Consider the following 15,211-nt stretch of genomic DNA (forward strand, 5'->3'; position numbering starts at 1 on the left):
TTCAGCTTAAAAAAATAACTTCAATTTTGAAGGGAGACCCATTTCATGGCAAGAGAGTTCTCCTTGAAAAATACACGTAATATCGGGATCATGGCTCATATTGACGCGGGTAAAACCACAACAACAGAGCGGATCTTGTTCTACACAGGCCGTACGCACAAAATCGGTGAAGTTCACGAAGGTGCTGCGACAATGGACTGGATGGAACAAGAACAAGAGCGCGGAATCACGATTACTTCCGCTGCGACGACCGCTGCCTGGAAAGGTCACCGCGTCAATATCATCGACACCCCGGGGCACGTTGACTTCACTGTTGAAGTTGAACGTTCCCTTCGTGTATTGGACGGAGCAGTTGGTGTTTTCAGTGCGAAAGAAGGCGTTGAGCCTCAGTCTGAAACCGTATGGAGACAGGCTGATCGCTATGGCGTTCCACGGATCGCATATGTAAACAAAATGGATATTATCGGTGCCGACTTCTTGAACGTTGTAGCTGATATGCGTGATCGCCTTCAAGCGAACGCAGTTGCTATTCAACTTCCAATCGGTGCAGAAAATGACTTTTTAGGTATCATCGATATTGTTGAACAAAAGGCTCATATGTACAAAGATGACCTTGGTCAAAATATCGAAGAAGCCGAAATTCCTGCGGACTACAAAGACAAAGTTGAGGAACTCCGTAACGAATTGATCGAGAAGGTTGCTGAACTGGATGAAGATTTGACTATGAAATACCTTGAAGGCGAAGAGATCACGGTTGAAGAAATTAAAGCCGCTCTCCGTAAAGGTGTTGTAGAAGTTAAGATCTTCCCAGTTATCTGTGGATCTTCTTACCGTAACAAAGGTGTTCAGCTGATGCTGGATGCAGTTGTTGATTACCTGCCAGCTCCTATTGATGTACCAAGTATTCAAGGTCATCTGGAAGATGGAACGGAAGTTGAACGTCATTCTTCTGATGAAGAGCCTTTCTCCGCATTGGCCTTCAAAATCATGACGGACCCTTACGTTGGTAAATTGACATTCTTCCGCGTATATTCCGGTGTTCTTCAATCCGGTTCTTACGTATTGAATGCAACAAAAGGCAAACGCGAACGTATCGGACGTATCCTTCAAATGCACGCGAACAGCCGTCAAGAAATCACTGAAGTATACTCCGGTGACATTGCGGCAGCCGTAGGTTTGAAAGATACAGGTACAGGTGATACACTGTGTGATGAGAAGAATCCTGTTATTCTCGAATCCATGAACTTCCCTGATCCGGTTATCGAAATCGCGGTTGAGCCTAAAACCAAAGCTGACCAAGACAAAATGGCAGTTGCACTCGGTAAGTTGACCGAAGAAGATCCAACTCTACGCGCTTCAACTAACGAAGAAACTGGCCAAACTATCTTGGCAGGTATGGGTGAGCTTCACTTGGACATTATCATTGACCGTATGCGTCGTGAGTTCAAAGTGGAAACCAATGTTGGTAAACCACAGGTAGCATACCGTGAAACATTCCGTGCTCCAGCACGTGTTGAAGGTAAGTTTGTTCGTCAATCCGGTGGTCGTGGTCAATATGGTCACGTATGGGTTGAGTTCGAACCGCTTGAAGCAGGTACTGGTAGCCAGTTTGAAAGCAAGGTTGTCGGTGGCTCTGTTCCAAGAGAATACATCGGACCTGCACTTGCTGGTATTGAAGAGCAAATGAAGAACGGTGTCCTTGCAGGCTTCCCGCTTGTGGACGTTAAAGCTACAATTGTGGATGGATCATACCATGATGTCGATTCCAATGAAATGGCATTTAAAATTGCCGGTTCAATGGCGCTGAAAGCAGCGAAAGACAAATGTAAACCTGTATTGCTTGAGCCGATTATGAAAGTTGAAGTAACGGTTCCAGAGGAATACATGGGAGACGTAATGGGTATGCTGAACTCCCGTCGTGGTCGGATTGAAGGTATGGATTCCCGTGGTGGTGCCCAAATTATTCGTGCAATGGTTCCATTGTCCGAAATGTTTGGATATTCCACTACACTTCGTTCCGGTACACAAGGACGCGGTGTGTTCTCCATGGAGCTTCATCACTATGAAGAAGTTCCGAAGAGCATTGCTGAAGAGATCGTTGCCAAAACCAAAGGCGGCGAGTAATACAGTGTATTAGCTGATCGGATACTCTAGGTTTTCCAAAAGGTTTCCGACAGCCTAAAAATAAAACATGTTATTGAGGAGGAATTGTTCAAATGGCAAAGGCTAAGTTTGAACGTAACAAACCGCACGTTAATATCGGTACAATTGGTCACGTCGATCATGGTAAAACAACTTTGACTGCTGCAATCACAACTGTACTTTCCAAAACTTACGGTGGTGCTGCTGTAGCATTCGATCAAATCGATAAAGCTCCAGAAGAGCGCGAACGCGGTATCACAATCTCCACTGCACACGTGGAATATGAAACACCTAACCGTCACTATGCACACGTTGACTGCCCAGGTCACGCCGACTATGTTAAAAACATGATCACTGGCGCTGCACAAATGGACGGAGCTATTCTGGTTGTATCCGCTGCTGACGGTCCTATGCCACAAACTCGTGAACACATCCTCTTGTCCCGTCAAGTAGGTGTTCCATACATCGTTGTATTCCTGAACAAATGCGACATGGTTGAAGACGAAGAGTTGCTGGAATTGGTTGAAATGGAAGTTCGTGACTTGCTGAGCGAGTATGACTTCCCAGGCGACGACACTCCAATCACTCGTGGTTCCGCTCGTGAAGCACTGCAAAACCCAGATGGCGACTGGGCTAAGAAAATCGTTGAAATGTTCGAAACAATCGACACATACATCCCAACTCCAGAACGCGACACTGACAAGCCTTTCCTTATGCCTGTCGAGGACGTATTCTCCATCACTGGTCGTGGTACAGTTGCTACAGGCCGTGTAGAGCGTGGTACAGTTAAAGTGGGCGACGAAATCGAAATCATCGGTATTCAAGAAGAATCCCGTAAATCCGTAGTAACAGGCGTAGAAATGTTCCGTAAATTGCTTGACTCCGCTCAAGCTGGTGACAACATCGGCGCACTGCTTCGCGGTGTAGATCGTGCACAAATCGAGCGTGGTCAAGTATTGGCTAAGCCAGGTTCTGTTAACCCACATACAGAATTCTCTGCTCAAATCTACGTTTTGACTAAAGAAGAAGGCGGACGTCACAAACCTTTCTTCACTGGTTACCGTCCACAGTTCTACTTCCGTACAACTGACGTAACTGGTATCATTACTTTGCCAGAAGGTTCCGAAATGGTAATGCCTGGTGATAACATTACGGTTACTGTTCAACTGATCAGCCCAATCGCGATTGAAGAAGGAACTAAGTTCTCCATTCGTGAAGGCGGACGTACAGTTGGTGCAGGCGCTGTAGCAACAATCTCTAAATAATAAGGCTTCGAGCCTTGAATATAGCAACATTGTACTGGAACGAGTAACATTGTATTGGAACGAAGCAAAACGAGCCCCTGCCATGGTGCGGGGGCTTTTCTCTTGAGGAAAATCGCGAGCTGCGAGCACAATTGTTATCTTTGAAAATAAGATACATTGTTTTTTTTGTTTTTGCTTGCAATAGGCAGAAGTATTCGATATAATAACTAATGTTGTTTGTGACTGTGCGATGATGTGAGAGGTTACTGACACACCCGGCCCCTTTGCCATGGGAGGGCTGTCGGAAAATTTTCACGGAGTATGTCCGATACCAAATTGGGCGATAGAAGGAGGGACTAAAATGGCAAAGCAAAAAATTCGTATTCGTTTGAAAGCTTACGATCACAGAATTCTTGATCAATCCGCTGAGAAGATTGTTGAAACAGCTAAACGTTCGGGTGCAGGTGTTTCCGGACCAATTCCGCTGCCAACTGAAAAACAAATCATTACTATTCTCCGTGCGGTACACAAGTACAAGGATTCTCGGGAACAATTCGAAATGCGCACACACAAGCGTTTGATCGACATTGTTAATCCGACTCCACAAACTGTGGATGCCTTGATGCGCTTGGACCTGCCGTCCGGTGTAGATATCGAAATTAAATTGTAATATGTAATCAGGAAAAGAAAAGAGGTGTCAACATGAAAGGTATCTTAGGAAAAAAACTCGGAATGACTCAAGTGTTTACCCCTGAAGGTAACGTACTTGCTGTTACGGTTATCGAAGCTGGTCCTTGTGTTGTTCTGCAAAAGAAAGATCTGGAAAACGATGGATACGAAGCTATCCAACTCGGGTTCTCTGATAAAAAAGAAAAAAGATCCAATAAACCTGAAGCAGGGCATGCTAAAAAAGCAAATACTGCACCTAAGCGCTACGTTCGTGAACTTCGTGGCATCGACCTTGCTGCGTACGAGGTTGGCCAAGAGCTGAAGGCTGATGTCTTCACAGAAGGCGAATTCGTTGACGTAACAGGTATTTCTAAAGGTAAAGGTTTTGCCGGCGTTATCAAACGTTGGGGACAAAGCCGCGGACCAATGGCACACGGCTCGCGCTACCACAGAGGTCCAGGTTCTATGGGTTCCATTCAAGCTAACCGCGTTCCTAAAGGTAAACACCTGCCAGGACACATGGGACATGAAACGGTAACAATCCAACGCCTTGAAGTTGTTAAGATCGATACAGAACGCAATGTATTGCTCGTGAAAGGTTCCATTCCAGGACCTAAAAACAGCTTCGTTAAAGTATTAGAAACGGTGAAAAAATAATTAACTGAAGAAAGGAGGAACACGAAATGCCAAAAGTAGCACTATTTAATATTAGCGGCAGCCAAGTTGGCGAAATTGAATTGAACGATGCAGTGTTCGGTATCGAGCCGAATAAACACGTTCTTCATGACGCTGTTGTTATGCAATTGGCTTCCCTGCGTCAAGGTACTCACAAAGTAAAAGGACGTTCTGAAGTACGTGGCGGCGGACGTAAACCTTGGAAACAAAAAGGTACTGGTCGCGCTCGTCAAGGTTCGATTCGTGCACCACAATGGGTTGGCGGCGGTACTGTATTCGGTCCGACTCCACGCAGCTATGCTTACAAATTGCCTAAAAAAGTTCGTCGTCTGGCGATCAAATCGGCACTGTCATCCAAAGTGATTGAGAATGAAATCATCGTATTGGACGCTCTTACACTGAACGGACCTAAAACGAAAGAATTCGCAGCCATTTTGAATAACCTTAAAGCAGATCGTAAAGCATTGATTGTAGCTCCTAGCTATGATGATAATGTAGCGCTGTCCGCTCGTAATATTCCTGGTGTGAAGTTTGTAGCCGCAGACGGCATTAATGTTCTTGATGTGCTCGGACACGACAAACTGATCATTACGAAGGAAGCAGTTCAGAAGGTAGAGGAGGTGCTCGCGTAATGAAGGATCCTCGTGATATTATCAAGCGTCCGATTATCACCGAACGTACGGCTGGTATGATGAATGACTTGAAATATGTTTTCGAAGTTGACATTCGTTCCAACAAAGTCGAAGTTAAGAAAGCAATCGAAGCGATTTTTAACGTGAAAGTAAGTAACGTTAACACACTTCGTGTTCCTGCAAAACCAAAACGCTACGGACGTCATTCCGGCTATACGAGCGAGTGGAAAAAAGCGTTCGTAACGCTGAGCAAAGACAGTAAGCCGCTTGAGTTTTTTGAAACAGTATAATTGAATCTGTAAAGTAAGGAGGGAAACTCAGTGCCAATTAAAAAGTATAAACCGACGTCCCCGGCCAGACGTGCAATGTCTGTATCTACTTTCGAGGAGATCACAACAAATCAGCCCGAGAAATCGTTGCTGGCACCTCTGAGCAAGCAAGCTGGACGTAATAACCAAGGTAAAATTACAGTTCGTCATCATGGCGGCGGACATAAACGTAAATACCGTATTATTGACTTCAAACGTAACAAAGATGGAATACCGGGCCGCGTTGCTACGATCGAATATGATCCAAACCGTACGTCCAACATCGCACTTATCCACTATGTGGATGGTGAAAAACGTTACATCATCGCTCCTAAAGGTCTGAAAGTAGGAGATGTAGTGGTATCCGGTCCGGACTCCGATATTAAAATCGGTAACTCCTTGCCATTGGAAAACATTCCAGTAGGTACGGTTATCCACAATATCGAATTGAAACCGGGTAAAGGTGGCCAACTTGTTCGTGCTGCTGGTACGGAAGCCCAACTTCTTGGTAAAGAAGAGAAGTATGTTACAATTCGTTTGACTTCTGGTGAAGTGCGTCGCATTCTGAAAGTTTGCCGTGCTACAATCGGATCTGTAGGTAACGAAGACCACGAGCTTGTTAAGATCGGTAAAGCTGGTCGTAGTCGTTGGTTGGGACAACGTCCTGAAGTTCGCGGTGTTGTTATGAACCCTAACGATCACCCACACGGTGGTGGTGAAGGTCGCGCTCCAATCGGACGTAAATCTCCAATGTCTCCATGGGGTAAACCAACCCTTGGTTACAAGACACGTAAAAAAGGCAAAGCATCTGATAAGTACATCGTTCGTCGTCGTACTAAGTAATAAAACGTGCGCTTAAGTCGCACGTTAACATATTAAAGAACGACTACGTTTTAACGAAGGGAGGATTCACAAATGGGTCGCAGTCTCAAAAAAGGACCATTTATTGATGGTTACCTGTTGAAAAAAGTAGAGGTTTTGAACGAGTCTGACAAAAAAGTCGTGATCAAAACTTGGTCCCGTCGCTCTACAATTTTCCCGCAATTTATCGGACACACGTTTGGTGTATATGATGGTCGTAAACACGTGCCTGTATACGTAACGGAAGATATGGTTGGACACAAATTGGGCGAATTCGCTCCAACGCGTACGTACAAAGGCCATACGGATGACGATAAGAAAACAAGAAGATAATCAACACAGCGTAGTGTTTGAGAGGAGGTAACTCAATGGAAGCAAAAGCACATGCTAAATCCGTGCGGATTTCCGCTCGCAAAGTGAAACTTGTTATCGATTTGATTCGTGGCAAGCAGGTAGGTGAGGCGATTGCAATTCTTCGTCACACTCCGAAATCCGCTTCTCCAGTCGTTGAGAAATTGCTGAATTCTGCTATCGCAAATGCAGATCACAACTACTCCATGGACGTAAATAAATTGGTAGTGTCTGAGGTTTTTGTAAACCAAGGTCCTACAATGAAACGGTTCCGCCCGCGTGCAATGGGTCGTGCAAGCCGCATCAATAAACGCACCAGTCATATTACTCTGGTGGTATCTGAAAAATAAGGAGGGAAAACGTGTGGGCCAAAAGGTAAATCCCGTCGGACTCCGAATCGGTATTATTCGTGATTGGGAATCCAAATGGTATGCAGGCAAAGATTTCGGTGATCTTTTGCTAGAAGACGTTAAGATTCGTGAGCATCTGAAGAAAAGATTGAAAGACTCCGCTGTATCCCGTGTTGAAATCGAGAGAGCAGCTAACCGTGTCAACGTAACGATTCACACTGCGAAACCAGGTATGGTTATCGGTAAGGGTGGTTCCGAAGTTGAAAATCTGCGTAATGAAATCACTAAAATCGCAGGCGGTAAAAAGGTACACATCAATATCTCTGAAATTAAAAATCCTGAACTGGATGCAATTCTTGTTGCTGAAAGCATTGCACAACAATTGGAACGTCGTGTTTCTTTCCGTCGTGCGTTGAAACAAGCAATTCAAAGAACTATGCGTTCCGGTGCAAAAGGAATTAAAACTCAAGTAGGCGGACGTCTTGGCGGTGCCGAAATCGCTCGTTCCGAAGGATACAGCGAAGGAACTGTTCCACTGCATACGCTTCGTGCTGACATCGACTACGGTACAGCAGAGGCTCATACTACTTATGGCCGTCTTGGCGTAAAAGTATGGATCTATCGTGGAGAGGTTCTTCCTCCAGCTAAGAAACAAGCTCCTCAGGAAGGAGGCAACTAATCATGTTGGTACCTAAACGCGTAAAACATCGTAAACAACAACGTGGTCATATGAAGGGTCGTGCAAAAGGCGGTACTACACTGAATTTCGGTGAGTACGGTTTGCAAGCTACTGAACCAGCATGGATCACTAACCGTCAAATCGAAGCTGCTCGTATTGCGATGACTCGTTACATCAAACGTGGTGGTAAGGTTTGGATTAAAATATTCCCTGACAAACCAATTACTCAAAAGCCTCTTGAGGTTCGTATGGGTAGTGGTAAAGGTAACGTAGAAAAATGGGTTGCAGTAGTGAAACCAGGTAAGATCATGTTTGAACTTGCTGGTGTACCGGAAGAGATTGCTCGTGAAGCAATGCGTCTTGCCGCTCACAAACTGCCAATCAAAACTAAGTTTGTGAAACGTGAAGAATTGGGTGGTGAAGCAAATGAAGGCTAGTGAATTCCGCAACCTTACCACTGCTGAAATCGAACAAAAGATCTCTGGTTTTAAAGAAGAACTTTTCAACCTTCGTTTTCAACTCGCTACCGGTCAGCTTGATAACCCGACTCGGATCGGTGCTGTGCGTAAGGAAATTGCTCGTGCTAAAACTGTGATCCGTGAAAGAGAACTTGGGATTAGCTAAGATATTAGACCGGGTGGAAATTCCGCCTGTAATTAGGAAGGAGGCCAACAATGAGCGAACGTAATGCCCGTAAAGTATTAGTCGGTAAAGTAGTCAGCGACAAAATGGATAAAACGATTGTGATTGCTGTAGAAACTTACAAAAAACATGATCTCTATCATAAACGCATTAAAGTGACTAAAAAATTCAAAGCTCATGATGAAAACAACACTGCACAAATCGGTGATACTGTTAAAATCATGGAAACTCGTCCTTTGTCCAAAGACAAAAACTGGAGACTGGTCGAAATCGTTGAAAAAGCTGTTATAATCTAATGTAGTGTAGTTTTTCCGAAAGGAGGATAAATAAATGATTCAACCATTTACACGTTTGACTGTAGCTGACAATTCCGGCGCGAAGGAACTGATGTGTATCCGTGTGCTCGGTGGTACGGGACGTCGTACAGCTCAAATTGGTGACCTGATCGTTTGTTCCGTAAAACAAGCAACACCAGGCGGCGTTGTCAAAAAGGGTGATGTAGTAAGAGCGGTTGTCGTTCGCACTAAACGTTCTATCCGCCGTAAAGACGGTTCCTACATCGGATTTGATGAGAACGCAGCAGTGGTCGTTAAAGAAGACAAGAGCCCACGCGGTACTCGTATTTTCGGACCAGTTGCTCGCGAACTTCGTGACAAGGACTTCATGAAAATCGTTTCCTTGGCTCCGGAAGTGATCTAAATTCACCTTAAAATGTGCCCGTAGGAGGTGTACGAAATGCCAAAAGTGAAAAAAGTTCTGGAATCCCATAACAACAAGCTGCACGTCAAAAAAGACGACACTGTTCTGGTGATTACAGGTAAAGATAAAGGTAAAAAAGGTCGCGTTATCGCTGCTTACCCTCGTCAAAACCGTGTGCTTGTGGAAGGTGTTAACATGATTAAAAAACACCAAAAGCCTAATCAGCTGAATCCACAAGGCGGCATCATCGAGAAAGAAGCTCCGATTCACGTTTCCAACGTTATGCACATTGATCCGAAGAGCGGAAAAGTAACTCGTGTGGGTTACAAGGTTTTGGACAACGGAAAAAAAGTGCGCATTGCAAAACGTTCAGGCGAAGTGATCGACTAATTATTTTTTGAAGAAAGGAGGACTATGATTCATGGCAACAACAAGAATGAAAGAACGTTTCTTGAAAGAAATCACTCCTGCTTTGATGCAGAAGTTCAACTATACAACAGTGATGCAAGTGCCTAAAATCGAGAAAGTTGTAATCAACATGGGTGTTGGCGACGCAGTCCAAAACTCCAAAGTGCTTGATTCGGCTCTCAACGACATGCAGCTGATCGCTGGTCAAAAACCAGTTATCACTCGCGCGAAAAAATCTATCGCAGGTTTTAAATTGCGTGAAAACATGCCGATCGGTGTAAAGGTAACACTTCGTGGCGAGCGTATGTATTATTTCTTGGACAAATTGTTCAACATTACACTTCCTCGCGTACGTGACTTCCATGGTGTATCAACAAAAGCTTTCGACGGACGTGGTAACTACACGCTTGGTCTGAAAGAACAGTTGATCTTCCCGGAAATCGAGTATGATCAAGTTGATAAAGTTCGTGGTATGGACATCGTTATCGTAACGACTGCCAAGACTGACGAAGAGTCCCGTGAGCTTCTGACTCAGCTGGGCATGCCTTTCGCGAAATAATGTTGGCATAACGTTTCGGGCGTCTGATTTAAAGACACCCTGTTCTCCGAAACTATTTAGGAGGTGTCAGGCTAAGTGGCAAAAACTTCAATGAAAGTCAAACAACAACGCGCACCAAAGTTTAAAGTTCGTGCTTATACTCGTTGCGAACGTTGTGGTCGTCCACATTCGGTGCTGCAAAAGTTTAAGATCTGCAGAATTTGCTTCCGTGAATTAGCTTATAAAGGCCAGATTCCTGGCGTGAAAAAAGCAAGCTGGTAAAAAGTCCTGTTTGGGAAGGAGGTTTATACACAATGACTATGTCTGATCCAATTGCAGATATGCTTACTCGTATTCGTAACGCGAACACTGTTCGCCACGAAACAGTAGAAATGCCTGCATCTACAATGAAAAAACAAATCGCCGACATCCTGAAACGTGAAGGATTCATTCGTGATGCGGAATTTGTTGAAGATAGCAAACAAGGGATCATCCGTATTTTCTTGAAATACGGTGCGAACAACGAGCGTGTTATCACAGGTTTGAAAAGAATCAGTAAACCAGGTCTTCGCGTTTACACGAAGAGCAATGAGATTCCACGCGTATTGGGTGGACTCGGGATCGCAATCATTTCAACATCCAAAGGTATCATGACGGACAAAGAAGCGCGTCAGTCCAAAGCCGGCGGAGAAGTGGTTTGCTACGTTTGGTAATTTAACGTTTAAAAGATAGGAGGTGCAACAGATATGTCCCGTATTGGTCGTAAACCAATCACAGTACCAAGTGGTGTTGACGTGACTTTGAACAACACAGTGATCACAGTTAAAGGTCCTAAAGGAACATTGACTCGTGAGCTTCATAAAGACATGTCCGTTACTGTGGAAAATAATGAAATTAATGTAGTTCGTCCTTCGGACAATAAACTTCACCGCTCTTTGCATGGAACAACCCGCAGCGTTGTCAATAACATGGTAAGTGGTGTAACTGAAGGTTTTTCAAAATCTCTGGAGCTGGTTGGGGTCGGATATCGTGCAAGCAAATCCGGAGATAAAATCGTTCTGAACGTTGGATACTCTCACCCGGTTGAAATTACACCGGAAGCGGGCATCGAGTTCGAAGTTCCTTCGAACACTAAAATTATCGTTCGCGGAATTGATAAAGAGCGTGTAGGTGCCTATGCTGCTAAGATTCGTTCCGTTCGTGAACCTGAACCGTACAAAGGTAAAGGGATTAAATACGAAGGCGAGCGCATCATCCGTAAAGAAGGTAAAGCCGGTAAGAAGAAATAAGTTTCTTACCGACTTTGTGCGGTCTTTCTACTGGAAAGACTTGTACTCTTTTTTACCCAGTGCGTCTTAGTATAAAGTTTTAAAAGGCAAACTGAAGGGAGTGAAAACTTGAGATGATTACAAAACAAGATAAAAATAAAGCACGTGTCAGAAGACATCTGCGTGTACGTAAGAAAATCGAAGGTACGGCTGTACGTCCTCGTTTGAACGTATTCCGCTCTTCCAAGCATATCTACGCACAACTGATTGATGATGTTGCTGGTGTAACATTGGTTTCTGCATCCACTATGGATAAAGAACTGAGCAGCGAAATCAAAAACGGTGGTAGTGTAGAAGCAGCTCGCAAGGTTGGCGAACTCGTTGCTAAACGTGCGAAAGAAAAAGGCCATGCTAACATCGTATTTGATCGTGGTGGATACTTGTATCATGGACGGATTCAAGCTTTGGCTGATGCAGCTCGCGAAGCAGGCCTTGAATTCTAAGACATTTCTCAAAAGGAGGTTAACGACTTGCGTGTAGATCCGAATACTTTGGAACTGACTGAAAGAGTAGTAAATATTAATCGTGTAGCTAAAGTTGTCAAAGGCGGACGCCGTTTTAGCTTCAGTGCTCTGGTAGTAGTGGGCGACGGCAACGGCTGGGTAGGCGCTGGAATCGGTAAAGCGGGCGAAGTACCTGATGCGATTCGCAAAGGTATTGAAGATGCTAAGAAAAACCTGGTTCACGTTCCACTCGTAGGCACAACAATTCCTCACCTTGTTACAGGTAAGTTCGGTGCTGGCCGGGTTCTGTTGAAACCGGCATCGGAAGGTACTGGGGTTATCGCTGGTGGTCCAGTTCGTGCAGTTCTGGAACTTGCTGGTGTAGGTGATATCTTGACAAAATCTTTGGGTTCTTCGAATTCCATGAATATGGTCAATGCGACTTTGGAAGGTTTGTCCCGCTTGAAACGCGCTGAAGATGTTGCTAAATTGCGCGGCAAATCCATCGAAGAGCTGCTGGGCTAAGGAGGGAATATCATGGCGAAATTAGAAATTACCCTCGTTCGTTCGTTGATCGGCCGTCCTGGTACTCAGAGAACGACTGTTAAAACGCTCGGCTTGCGTAAAATCAACCATAAAGTAGTTCAACCCGACAATGCAGCGATTCGCGGGATGATTAATCAAGTTAGCCATTTGGTTTCTGTTAAAGAAATCGAGGCTTAAGCAATAAAGTATTTTAACAATAATCAAGGAGGTGCAACGAACGATGAAGTTACATGAGCTTTCCCCAGCTCCAGGCTCCCGCAAAGAACGTAAACGTTTGGGTCGTGGTCCTAGTAGCGGTACGGGTAAAACTTCTGGTCGTGGTCATAAGGGTCAAAACGCTCGTTCCGGCGGTGGTGTACGTCCGGGCTTCGAGGGTGGTCAAAACCCACTGTATCGTCGCTTGCCTAAACGCGGTTTCGTAAATCCTACTCGTAAAGAGTATGCGGTTTTGAATATCGAAGATTTGAACAGTTTTGCAGCGGGTACAGAAGTAAGCCCTGAGTTTTTGCTGAACAATGGTATTGTGAAGAACGCGAAATCCGGAATTAAAATTCTGGGTAACGGTGAAATCACTGTGAAATTGACAGTTAAAGCGAACAAGTTCTCTCAATCTGCGGTAGAGAAAATTGAAGCTGCCGGCGGTAAAACCGAGGTGATCTAATGTTCAAGACCCTGAAAAATATATGGCGGGTTGAGGATCTTAGAACCCGAATCCTGTTTACCCTGTTTATACTCTTTGTATATCGTATTGGCTCCTTCGTGCCGGTTCCCGGTGTGAATAAGCAAGTCTTTACTTCTCAGGATCAGGCAGGAAGCGAGTTGTTTGGACTCCTTAACACCTTCTCAGGGGGCGCGTTGTATCAGTTTTCGATCTTCGCCCTCGGGATTATGCCATATATTACAGCGTCCATCATTGTACAGTTGCTGTCAATGGACGTGATTCCGAAACTTGCGGAATGGGCTAAACAAGGAGAGCATGGTAAAAAGAAATTGGCTCAAATTACACGGTATGGTACTGTAATACTGGGCTTAATCCAAGCATTCGGAACGTCGATTGGATTTAATCGACTGTACGGTGCAGCGATGATTCCAGGTGCTACTTTTGCTGATTATCTGGTTATTGCCATTGTGCTTACTGCAGGAACTACGTTCCTTATGTGGCTCGGTGAGCAAATTACCGAAAAGGGAATCGGTAATGGTATCTCTATTGTAATCTTTGCAGGGATCGCGGCAGGTATTCCAAGACATATTCGGACGATTGTAGAATCTCAGTTTATTCAAGCAGATCAGCTGTTTATGAATATTCTGAAGGCAATTATCATTGCCTTGGTGGTTGTTCTGATTATCGTTGGTGTTATCTACATCCAGCAAGGTATTCGGAAAATTCCAGTACAATACGCAAAACGTGTAGTTGGCAACAAAATGTACGGTGGCCAGAATACGCATATTCCGATGAAAATTAATGCGGCAGGCGTTATTCCGGTAATCTTTGCGGTATCATTGCTGCAATTCCCGACAATTATTGCGAGTTTCTGGGCAGATCATGCTTGGGCTAAGTGGATTACCACTTACTTGTATTATGACAAGCCACTGGGCATGGTTTTGTATGTCGTAATGATTATCGGTTTCACATTCTTCTATACCTTTGTACAGATGAATCCGCAGCAAATGGCCGACAATATGAAGAAAAACGGCGGTTATATCCCCGGCATTCGCCCAGGTAAAGCCACGGAGAAATACTTGACACGAGTAATGTCACGTTTGACAATGACAGGAGCTTTGTTCCTGGCAGTCATATCCGTTTTGCCGGTATTCTTCGGTTCGCTTTCGGGCTTGCCTCGTTCCGTGCAAATTGGCGGTACTTCATTGCTCATCATTATTGGTGTAGCATTGGATACGATGAAGCAAATCGAAAGCCAACTGATCAAACGCCATTACAAAGGCTTCATCAACAAATAGGCAATAGGTACCGGCATAGGATGTTCGCATGCTTACCGGCACCTTTTGTGCTGTTTCTTGTGTAGGGGTCGTCTTGAGGAGTGACAGATTGTGAATATTTTGATCATGGGCCCTCCGGGGGCTGGTAAAGGTACACAAGCAGATGTCATTGTGAAGGAGTTCGGCATTCCTCATATCTCGACAGGTGATGCGTTTCGCCTAGCGATGAAACAGGGAACACCTATTGGCATTAAAGCCAAAGAGTATATTGACAAGGGTGAACTTGTTCCGGATGATGTAACAATCGGTATCGTTGAAGAACGGCTGCAGCAGCCTGATTGCAAGAAAGGTTTCTTGCTGGACGGTTTTCCAAGAACTTTAGCTCAAGCTGAAGCCTTGGATCAAATTTTGGGCCGTTTGAATACGAAGCTGGATGATGTCATCAACCTGAAAGTGGATCGTGACAACTTGTTGGCACGAATCACAGGACGGCGAGTTTGTAAAAGCTGCGGAGCTAGCTATCATATTGTCTTTAATCCTCCTAAGGTTGAAGGCATTTGCGATAAAGACGGTGGTGAACTCTATCAGCGTCCTGACGATAACGAAGATAGCGTAAGAACACGACTTGACGAATATAGTAATAAAACAGCACCACTCCTCACGTTTTATGAGAACCAGAATCTTCTGCGTCATATTGACGGAGAACAGGATATTGATGTGGTTTCCCAAAATATCGTGTCCTTGTTGCGGGGTTAGCT

General features: G+C 44.7%; 25 protein-coding genes. All 25 read left to right on the top strand.

What is annotated here, in order from left to right; translation table 11 throughout:
* Positions 1-45: 45 nt before the first annotated feature.
* Entirely contained in the window at positions 46-2,124 is a 2,079-nt protein-coding gene (gene fusA, locus G9G57_RS24380; protein ID WP_016818650.1) for an elongation factor G, read from the top strand.
* Between the two features lie 92 nt (positions 2,125-2,216).
* Positions 2,217-3,407 carry an elongation factor Tu gene (tuf, locus tag G9G57_RS24385; protein ID WP_013373267.1) on the top strand — a complete coding sequence of 397 codons (1,191 nt, stop codon included), beginning with the start codon at positions 2,217-2,219 and terminating at the stop codon, positions 3,405-3,407.
* Between the two features lie 340 nt (positions 3,408-3,747).
* A complete protein-coding gene (gene rpsJ / locus G9G57_RS24390) occupies positions 3,748-4,056 on the top strand; it encodes a 30S ribosomal protein S10 (protein ID WP_005544556.1) in 309 nt (102 codons plus the stop codon).
* Between the two features lie 32 nt (positions 4,057-4,088).
* Entirely contained in the window at positions 4,089-4,712 is a 624-nt protein-coding gene (gene rplC / locus G9G57_RS24395) for a 50S ribosomal protein L3 (RefSeq protein WP_013312161.1), read from the top strand.
* Between the two features lie 26 nt (positions 4,713-4,738).
* Complete coding sequence (rplD, locus tag G9G57_RS24400; RefSeq protein ID WP_013312160.1) at positions 4,739-5,362, top strand: 50S ribosomal protein L4; 624 nt, start codon at positions 4,739-4,741, stop codon at positions 5,360-5,362.
* Entirely contained in the window at positions 5,362-5,652 is a 291-nt protein-coding gene (rplW, locus tag G9G57_RS24405) for a 50S ribosomal protein L23 (protein ID WP_013373266.1), read from the top strand. The genes rplD and rplW overlap by 1 nt, the downstream gene beginning before the upstream one ends.
* Before the next feature lie 30 nt (positions 5,653-5,682).
* Positions 5,683-6,513 carry a 50S ribosomal protein L2 gene (rplB, locus tag G9G57_RS24410; RefSeq protein ID WP_016818651.1) on the top strand — a complete coding sequence of 277 codons (831 nt, stop codon included), beginning with the start codon at positions 5,683-5,685 and terminating at the stop codon, positions 6,511-6,513.
* Positions 6,514-6,585: 72 nt separating this feature from the next.
* Positions 6,586-6,864: a 30S ribosomal protein S19 gene (gene rpsS, locus G9G57_RS24415; RefSeq protein WP_007432579.1), complete on the top strand. Its 279-nt coding sequence runs from the start codon at positions 6,586-6,588 to the stop codon at positions 6,862-6,864.
* A 35-nt stretch (positions 6,865-6,899) separates the two neighbouring features.
* Complete coding sequence (gene rplV, locus G9G57_RS24420) at positions 6,900-7,232, top strand: 50S ribosomal protein L22 (RefSeq protein WP_007432578.1); 333 nt, start codon at positions 6,900-6,902, stop codon at positions 7,230-7,232.
* A 13-nt stretch (positions 7,233-7,245) separates the two neighbouring features.
* Entirely contained in the window at positions 7,246-7,911 is a 666-nt protein-coding gene (gene rpsC / locus G9G57_RS24425) for a 30S ribosomal protein S3 (RefSeq protein ID WP_007432577.1), read from the top strand.
* Between the two features lie 2 nt (positions 7,912-7,913).
* The gene (gene rplP / locus G9G57_RS24430) at positions 7,914-8,348 is read left to right on the top strand and encodes a 50S ribosomal protein L16 (RefSeq protein WP_007432576.1); all 435 of its coding nucleotides are present in this window, start codon (positions 7,914-7,916) and stop codon (positions 8,346-8,348) included.
* Positions 8,338-8,535 carry a 50S ribosomal protein L29 gene (rpmC, locus tag G9G57_RS24435; RefSeq protein ID WP_007432575.1) on the top strand — a complete coding sequence of 66 codons (198 nt, stop codon included), beginning with the start codon at positions 8,338-8,340 and terminating at the stop codon, positions 8,533-8,535. The genes rplP and rpmC overlap by 11 nt, the downstream gene beginning before the upstream one ends.
* 50 nt (positions 8,536-8,585) lie before the next feature.
* Positions 8,586-8,849, top strand: a complete 264-nt coding sequence (gene rpsQ / locus G9G57_RS24440) for a 30S ribosomal protein S17 (protein ID WP_007432574.1) — start codon at positions 8,586-8,588, stop codon at positions 8,847-8,849.
* Between the two features lie 34 nt (positions 8,850-8,883).
* Positions 8,884-9,252: a 50S ribosomal protein L14 gene (rplN, locus tag G9G57_RS24445; protein WP_007432573.1), complete on the top strand. Its 369-nt coding sequence runs from the start codon at positions 8,884-8,886 to the stop codon at positions 9,250-9,252.
* A 36-nt stretch (positions 9,253-9,288) separates the two neighbouring features.
* Complete coding sequence (rplX, locus tag G9G57_RS24450; protein WP_013312155.1) at positions 9,289-9,642, top strand: 50S ribosomal protein L24; 354 nt, start codon at positions 9,289-9,291, stop codon at positions 9,640-9,642.
* Between the two features lie 31 nt (positions 9,643-9,673).
* On the top strand, positions 9,674-10,219 hold the full coding sequence (rplE, locus tag G9G57_RS24455; protein WP_007432571.1) for a 50S ribosomal protein L5: 546 nt from the start codon (positions 9,674-9,676) through the stop codon (positions 10,217-10,219).
* 75 nt (positions 10,220-10,294) lie between these two features.
* Entirely contained in the window at positions 10,295-10,480 is a 186-nt protein-coding gene (locus G9G57_RS24460) for a type Z 30S ribosomal protein S14 (RefSeq protein WP_010348808.1), read from the top strand.
* A gap of 32 nt (positions 10,481-10,512) precedes the next feature.
* Positions 10,513-10,911 carry a 30S ribosomal protein S8 gene (gene rpsH, locus G9G57_RS24465; protein ID WP_007432570.1) on the top strand — a complete coding sequence of 133 codons (399 nt, stop codon included), beginning with the start codon at positions 10,513-10,515 and terminating at the stop codon, positions 10,909-10,911.
* Positions 10,912-10,944: 33 nt separating this feature from the next.
* Positions 10,945-11,487: a 50S ribosomal protein L6 gene (gene rplF / locus G9G57_RS24470; RefSeq protein WP_016818652.1), complete on the top strand. Its 543-nt coding sequence runs from the start codon at positions 10,945-10,947 to the stop codon at positions 11,485-11,487.
* A 113-nt stretch (positions 11,488-11,600) separates the two neighbouring features.
* A complete protein-coding gene (gene rplR / locus G9G57_RS24475; RefSeq protein WP_007432568.1) occupies positions 11,601-11,969 on the top strand; it encodes a 50S ribosomal protein L18 in 369 nt (122 codons plus the stop codon).
* Between the two features lie 27 nt (positions 11,970-11,996).
* Positions 11,997-12,494 (top strand): 30S ribosomal protein S5, encoded by a 498-nt coding sequence (rpsE, locus tag G9G57_RS24480; RefSeq protein ID WP_013373261.1) that lies wholly within the window; start codon positions 11,997-11,999, stop codon positions 12,492-12,494.
* Positions 12,495-12,506: 12 nt separating this feature from the next.
* A complete protein-coding gene (gene rpmD / locus G9G57_RS24485) occupies positions 12,507-12,692 on the top strand; it encodes a 50S ribosomal protein L30 (protein WP_013373260.1) in 186 nt (61 codons plus the stop codon).
* A 43-nt stretch (positions 12,693-12,735) separates the two neighbouring features.
* Positions 12,736-13,176: a 50S ribosomal protein L15 gene (rplO, locus tag G9G57_RS24490; RefSeq protein WP_013312149.1), complete on the top strand. Its 441-nt coding sequence runs from the start codon at positions 12,736-12,738 to the stop codon at positions 13,174-13,176.
* Positions 13,176-14,474: a preprotein translocase subunit SecY gene (secY, locus tag G9G57_RS24495; RefSeq protein ID WP_013373259.1), complete on the top strand. Its 1,299-nt coding sequence runs from the start codon at positions 13,176-13,178 to the stop codon at positions 14,472-14,474. The genes rplO and secY overlap by 1 nt, the downstream gene beginning before the upstream one ends.
* A gap of 90 nt (positions 14,475-14,564) precedes the next feature.
* Positions 14,565-15,209, top strand: coding sequence for an adenylate kinase (locus G9G57_RS24500; RefSeq protein ID WP_013373258.1), 645 nt, complete (start codon positions 14,565-14,567; stop codon positions 15,207-15,209).
* The last annotated feature ends 2 nt before the right edge of the window (positions 15,210-15,211 follow it).

The sequence above is a fragment of the Paenibacillus sp. EKM211P genome (assembly GCF_011066175.1).
Classification (GTDB): Bacteria; Bacillota; Bacilli; order Paenibacillales; family Paenibacillaceae; genus Paenibacillus; species Paenibacillus polymyxa.

Bases quoted from the DNA above. Each gene is read 5' to 3' on its own strand.
- rpsJ (WP_005544556.1), top strand. From the start codon at position 3,748: ATGGCAAAGCAAAAAATTCGTATTCGTTTGAAAGCTTACGATCACAGA.
- rplP (WP_007432576.1), top strand. From the start codon at position 7,914: ATGTTGGTACCTAAACGCGTAAAACATCGTAAACAACAACGTGGTCAT.
- rpmC (WP_007432575.1), top strand. From the start codon at position 8,338: ATGAAGGCTAGTGAATTCCGCAACCTTACCACTGCTGAAATCGAACAA.
- rpsS (WP_007432579.1), top strand. From the start codon at position 6,586: ATGGGTCGCAGTCTCAAAAAAGGACCATTTATTGATGGTTACCTGTTG.
- fusA (WP_016818650.1), top strand. From the start codon at position 46: ATGGCAAGAGAGTTCTCCTTGAAAAATACACGTAATATCGGGATCATG.
- secY (WP_013373259.1), top strand. From the start codon at position 13,176: ATGTTCAAGACCCTGAAAAATATATGGCGGGTTGAGGATCTTAGAACC.
- rplN (WP_007432573.1), top strand. From the start codon at position 8,884: ATGATTCAACCATTTACACGTTTGACTGTAGCTGACAATTCCGGCGCG.
- rplR (WP_007432568.1), top strand. From the start codon at position 11,601: ATGATTACAAAACAAGATAAAAATAAAGCACGTGTCAGAAGACATCTG.
- rplC (WP_013312161.1), top strand. From the start codon at position 4,089: ATGAAAGGTATCTTAGGAAAAAAACTCGGAATGACTCAAGTGTTTACC.
- rpmD (WP_013373260.1), top strand. From the start codon at position 12,507: ATGGCGAAATTAGAAATTACCCTCGTTCGTTCGTTGATCGGCCGTCCT.
- rplD (WP_013312160.1), top strand. From the start codon at position 4,739: ATGCCAAAAGTAGCACTATTTAATATTAGCGGCAGCCAAGTTGGCGAA.
- rplX (WP_013312155.1), top strand. From the start codon at position 9,289: ATGCCAAAAGTGAAAAAAGTTCTGGAATCCCATAACAACAAGCTGCAC.
- rplO (WP_013312149.1), top strand. From the start codon at position 12,736: ATGAAGTTACATGAGCTTTCCCCAGCTCCAGGCTCCCGCAAAGAACGT.
- rplF (WP_016818652.1), top strand. From the start codon at position 10,945: ATGTCCCGTATTGGTCGTAAACCAATCACAGTACCAAGTGGTGTTGAC.
- rpsH (WP_007432570.1), top strand. From the start codon at position 10,513: ATGACTATGTCTGATCCAATTGCAGATATGCTTACTCGTATTCGTAAC.
- rplV (WP_007432578.1), top strand. From the start codon at position 6,900: ATGGAAGCAAAAGCACATGCTAAATCCGTGCGGATTTCCGCTCGCAAA.
- rplW (WP_013373266.1), top strand. From the start codon at position 5,362: ATGAAGGATCCTCGTGATATTATCAAGCGTCCGATTATCACCGAACGT.
- rpsQ (WP_007432574.1), top strand. From the start codon at position 8,586: ATGAGCGAACGTAATGCCCGTAAAGTATTAGTCGGTAAAGTAGTCAGC.
- tuf (WP_013373267.1), top strand. From the start codon at position 2,217: ATGGCAAAGGCTAAGTTTGAACGTAACAAACCGCACGTTAATATCGGT.
- rplE (WP_007432571.1), top strand. From the start codon at position 9,674: ATGGCAACAACAAGAATGAAAGAACGTTTCTTGAAAGAAATCACTCCT.